The organism is Allobosea sp. CER48, assembly GCF_044752385.1.
Taxonomy (GTDB): domain Bacteria; phylum Pseudomonadota; class Alphaproteobacteria; order Rhizobiales; family Beijerinckiaceae; genus Allobosea.
Genome location: NZ_JBIWYK010000293.1, coordinates 1 through 4,077 on the forward strand (window position 1 = coordinate 1; position 4,077 = coordinate 4,077).

Genomic DNA, 4,077 nt, shown 5'->3' on the forward strand with positions numbered 1-4,077 from the left:
CGATATCGAGCATGCCGGGGAGGCCCTGCAAGGCCCGCTCGAAGCCCTGCCGCTCGGCCAGGGCCGCCAGCAGCGCATCGGCATCGAGCCGGCGCGCCCGCAGCGCGAGCGACCCGCTTCCCGTCCCGGGCAGGTACTGCCCTTCGCCTTCCAGGCGCGCCGCGCCGCCGGCGAGGTCGAGCGTCAGCCCCGCAAGGTCGAGCTGACGGCTGCCGCCCTTCACCCGCCCGGCCAGCGAGACCGCCCCGCCAGGCGACAGGTTGAAGGCCCCGTCGAGTTCGGCGCCGACGCGTCCCTGGGTGGTGGGCAGCGCGAGCGTGCCGTCGAAATTGAGCTGCAGGTCATCGCCAGTGAGAAAGGCCTTGGCTCGCAGCCGCCCTCCCTCCTCCAGCTCGCCCGTGGTCACGCGCAGGGAGGCGCCAGCCACCTCGCCCTCGAAGCGCCAGGGCCCGGCGAAGCTGACCGCGGTGACCTCGGCGGCGATAGGCGAGAACGCGACAGCCGGCTTTCCCGGCTCGCGCCAGATCACGGCGGACCGGCTGAGCCGCAGGCGGTCGAGCCGCGCCTCGGCCGGCAGGCCCCGGCCCATCCGCTCGGGCAGCTGGATCGCGCCATTGTCGTCGAGAGCCAGCGTGATCGTCGCGCCATCGATCTCGGCTTCGGAGAAGCGGAACTCGCCGCGCGCCAGCGCGGTCAGCGCCAGCTCGACCGTCGCACGCTCGACCGTGGCCGAACTCGTCGTGCCATCACCGGGTCCGACGCGCAGGTTTTCGAGCGCGATGCGCGGCGACGGCAGGAGGCGCAGTCCGATGGCGCCGCCGATTTGCGTCTCGACGCCCAGCGCCTCGGTGAGCCTTGCCTCGATCTGCGGCCGGTAGACGCGCCAATCGACGAAGCCGGGGCCGATCAGGGCCGCCAGCAGCGCCAGCACGAGCAGACCGGCCAGAACTGTCAGGCTTTCACGCAACGTCCGCTTTCTGTCCCTGTCGCCATGGTGGAGCGCCGCCGACGCGAGGCCGGCGGCCGGATGCGATCATGCCTGCAAGTCGCGGCAGGATCACGACATTTCCGCGAAGCGACAGCGCAGCGCAAGCCGCGCGAATGTCACAGGACGATGATTTTTCCCGGATTGAGGATGTTCTGCGGATCAAGCGCCCGTTTCAGGGTCCGCATCACAGCCAGCGCCTCCGCACCATGCTCCTGCTCGAGATACTTCATCTTCTTCTGGCCGACGCCATGCTCGCCCGTGCAGGTGCCGCCCATCGCGAGGGCACGTTTCACGAGCCTGTCGATGAAGCCCTGCGCCCGCTCCACCTCGGCGGGGTCGTCGAGGTCGACAAGCGGCTGGGTATGGAAGTTGCCGTCGCCGACATGGCCTGCGATCGGCGCGATCAGCCCGCTCTCATCGATGTCGCGCTTGGTCTCCTCGACGCATTCGGCCAGCCGCGAGATCGGCACGCAGACATCGGTCGCCACCGATTCGAAGCCCGGCCGCAGGGCCTTTGCCGCCCAGTACGCGTCGTGGCGCGCCTGCCAGAGCCTGGAGCGCTCCTCGGCCTTGGTCGCCCATTCGAAAGGGCCGCCACCGAATTCGGCGGCGATCTCGCCGAAACGTTCGGACTGCTCGGCGACGCCGGCCTCCGTGCCGTGGAACTCTACGAAGAGCATCGTCGTCTCCGGCAACCCGAGCTTCGAGTGCAGGTTGACGCCGCGGACCATGACATCATCGACCAGCTCTATGCGCGCGACCGGCAGGCCGGTCTGGATCGTCAGGATCGTCGCGTCGCAAGCCGCCTTGACGGACGGGAACGGGCAGACACCGGCGGCGATCGCCTCCGGGATGCCGTGCAGCTTCAGCGTCACCTCGGTGATGATTCCCAGCGTGCCTTCGGAGCCGACGAGAAGCCGTGTGAGGTCATAGCCGGCCGAGGTCTTGCGGGCGCGGGTCGAGGTCTTGACGATCGAACCGTCGGCCATGACGGCCTTCAGCGCCAGCACATTGTCCTTCATCGTGCCGTAGCGGACCGCATTGGTGCCGGAAGCGCGCGTGGCGGCCATCCCGCCGATCGAGGCGTCGGCACCGGGATCGATCGGGAACATCAGGCCCTGGTCGCGCAGATGCTCGTTGAGCTCCTTGCGCGTCACGCCCGCCTCCACGACGACATCGAGGTCCTCGGCATGCACCGCGATGATCCGCTTCATCTGCGACATGTCGATGCAGACGCCGCCATAGGCCGCGTTGACATGGCCCTCGAGCGAGGTGCCCGTACCGAAGGCGATGACGGGCACGCCATGCGCGGCGCAGAGCTTCACGATCTCGGAAACCTCGTCCGTGCTCTGCGGAAAGACCACCGCATCCGGCGGCTGGTTCGGAATCCAGGTCAGCGTATGGCCATGCTGCTGGCGCACCGCCAGGCTGGTGACCAGCCTGTTGCCGAAGCGCGCAGCCAGTGCCTGCGTCACCGCTGCGATCGACTCAGGCGCCGGAGGCAGCGATGCTGGAAAAACAGGGTTGTCAAGAGAGGCGTCAGCAGGCAGGCTCATTGTCAACACTCTATTTCAAGGCTTAGGCTCGAAGCGAACCAATACGCAGCGGCCTCGGTCCTGATCTTAACCGAATGGCTGCATTGTAGATCAAGCGATGCAGGAATTGGCAGCGGCAATAATGCGACGGGCCATTGAGCGGGGCGCCGAACAGGGACCACGATCATGACGCAGGACATGCGAGCGCCGGCGCTGTTCTTCGCGCCGTTCGTATCGTCGGCCATGCGGGTCGAGCCGCAATGGATCGACTATAACGGCCATCTCAACATGGCTTACTATCACGTGCTCTTCGACCGCGCGGTGGACGAGGTCTTCTCGCTGGTCGGGCTGACTCGGGACTATGTCGAGACCCGGCACGCGTCGACCTTCACGGCCGAGTGCCACATCCTGTACAAGCGCGAGCTGACCGAGGGCGATCTCGTCCGCGTCACTGCCCAGCTCATCGGCTTCGACGACAAGCGCCTGCACTATTATCTCGAGATGCGGCATGCCCATGAGGGTTGGCTCGCGGCGACCAGCGAGAACCTGTCGCTCCATGTCGACATGATCAATCGCAAGGTCACCCCCTTCCCTGCCGACATCCTCGCCAACATCGCCTTGATGAAGGCGGCGCACAGCATGATGCCGCTGCCGGCCACGATCGGCCGCATCATCGGCATGCCGCAGAAATCGACGATCCGGGTCGATGCCCCGGTGGAAGCGCGCGAACCCGAGACCGAAACCCGGCACTGACCGGCGGAACCTCAGGGCTCGTCGTCCGGAATCTTCAGCTTGTGGCCGCAGGCCTTGCAGTAGACGGCGTCGGGCTCGTGCCGCTGCAGCGCGCATTCCGGACAGGGAAACAGCACCTTGTTGGGGCGGAACAGCGCCTGCGCCAGCCTGACGAACAGCGTGATCCCGACGATCATCACCACGATCGAGGTCAGCTTGCCGGCGATCCCGGGCAAGGTGACATCCCCGAAGCCGGTCGTCGTCACGGTCGCGACCGTGAAGTAGAGCGCCTGGACATAGCTCTCCAGCCCTCCTTCCTGCCGGAAGAAGAAGGTGTAGACGAAGCCGGTGACCACGAAGAGAAACGTCGCGATGTTGCTCAGCGCACGCACGACGTTCTCCCATTCGCGGAAGCGCGTCTCGCGAAACTGCATCCATACGATGCCCTTGTGAGAAAGCGACCAGAGCCTGAGGATGCGCAGGAAGCCGAAATTCTCCAGCCATTGCGGCGCGAGCAGCGTCAGCAGGATGAACAGATCGAGCAGCATGGTCGGCTGGCGCAGCAACCGGAGCATGCTGGTCGAGGCAAGCAGCCGCGCCGCGATCTCGGCGATCATGACGATCGCGACGGAATAATCGATCCAGAGGAAGGACGACCTCTCCCGGAGCAGCGGCGTCAGGATGAAGAACGCGATGATCGCGAGGTCGACCACGGTGGTGACGAGCTGGAAGCGCAACGCCGCCGGCGAGCGGCCGTGGTAGAGTTGGCGCAGCCGGCTGCGGAAAGCCTCGAAACGGCCGGTCTCTGAAGGGGCGTCTGCG

General features: G+C 66.5%; 4 protein-coding genes. 1 reads left to right on the forward strand and 3 read right to left on the reverse strand.

The window, feature by feature from the left end:
• Both ACIPIA_RS11520 and ACIPIA_RS11525 read right to left on the reverse strand, forming a co-directional pair.
• The coding region (locus tag ACIPIA_RS11520; protein ID WP_400509600.1) for an AsmA family protein at positions 1-967 on the reverse strand (967 nt) is incomplete at its 3' end.
• 137 nt (positions 968-1,104) lie between these two features.
• Positions 1,105-2,544: an FAD-binding oxidoreductase gene (locus tag ACIPIA_RS11525; RefSeq protein WP_400509601.1), complete on the reverse strand. Its 1,440-nt coding sequence runs from the start codon at positions 2,542-2,544 to the stop codon at positions 1,105-1,107.
• A 165-nt stretch (positions 2,545-2,709) separates the two neighbouring features.
• Between ACIPIA_RS11525 and ACIPIA_RS11530 the strand changes: the two genes are divergently transcribed.
• Complete coding sequence (locus ACIPIA_RS11530; RefSeq protein ID WP_400509603.1) at positions 2,710-3,276, forward strand: thioesterase family protein; 567 nt, start codon at positions 2,710-2,712, stop codon at positions 3,274-3,276.
• A gap of 11 nt (positions 3,277-3,287) precedes the next feature.
• Here the strand turns inward: ACIPIA_RS11530 and ACIPIA_RS11535 are convergent, their stop codons facing one another.
• Positions 3,288-4,028 (reverse strand): potassium channel family protein, encoded by a 741-nt coding sequence (locus tag ACIPIA_RS11535; RefSeq protein ID WP_400509605.1) that lies wholly within the window; start codon positions 4,026-4,028, stop codon positions 3,288-3,290.
• Positions 4,029-4,077: the final 49 nt, after the last annotated feature.

Bases quoted from the DNA above. Each gene is read 5' to 3' on its own strand.
- ACIPIA_RS11525 (WP_400509601.1), bottom strand. From the start codon at position 2,544: ATGAGCCTGCCTGCTGACGCCTCTCTTGACAACCCTGTTTTTCCAGCA.
- ACIPIA_RS11530 (WP_400509603.1), top strand. From the start codon at position 2,710: ATGACGCAGGACATGCGAGCGCCGGCGCTGTTCTTCGCGCCGTTCGTA.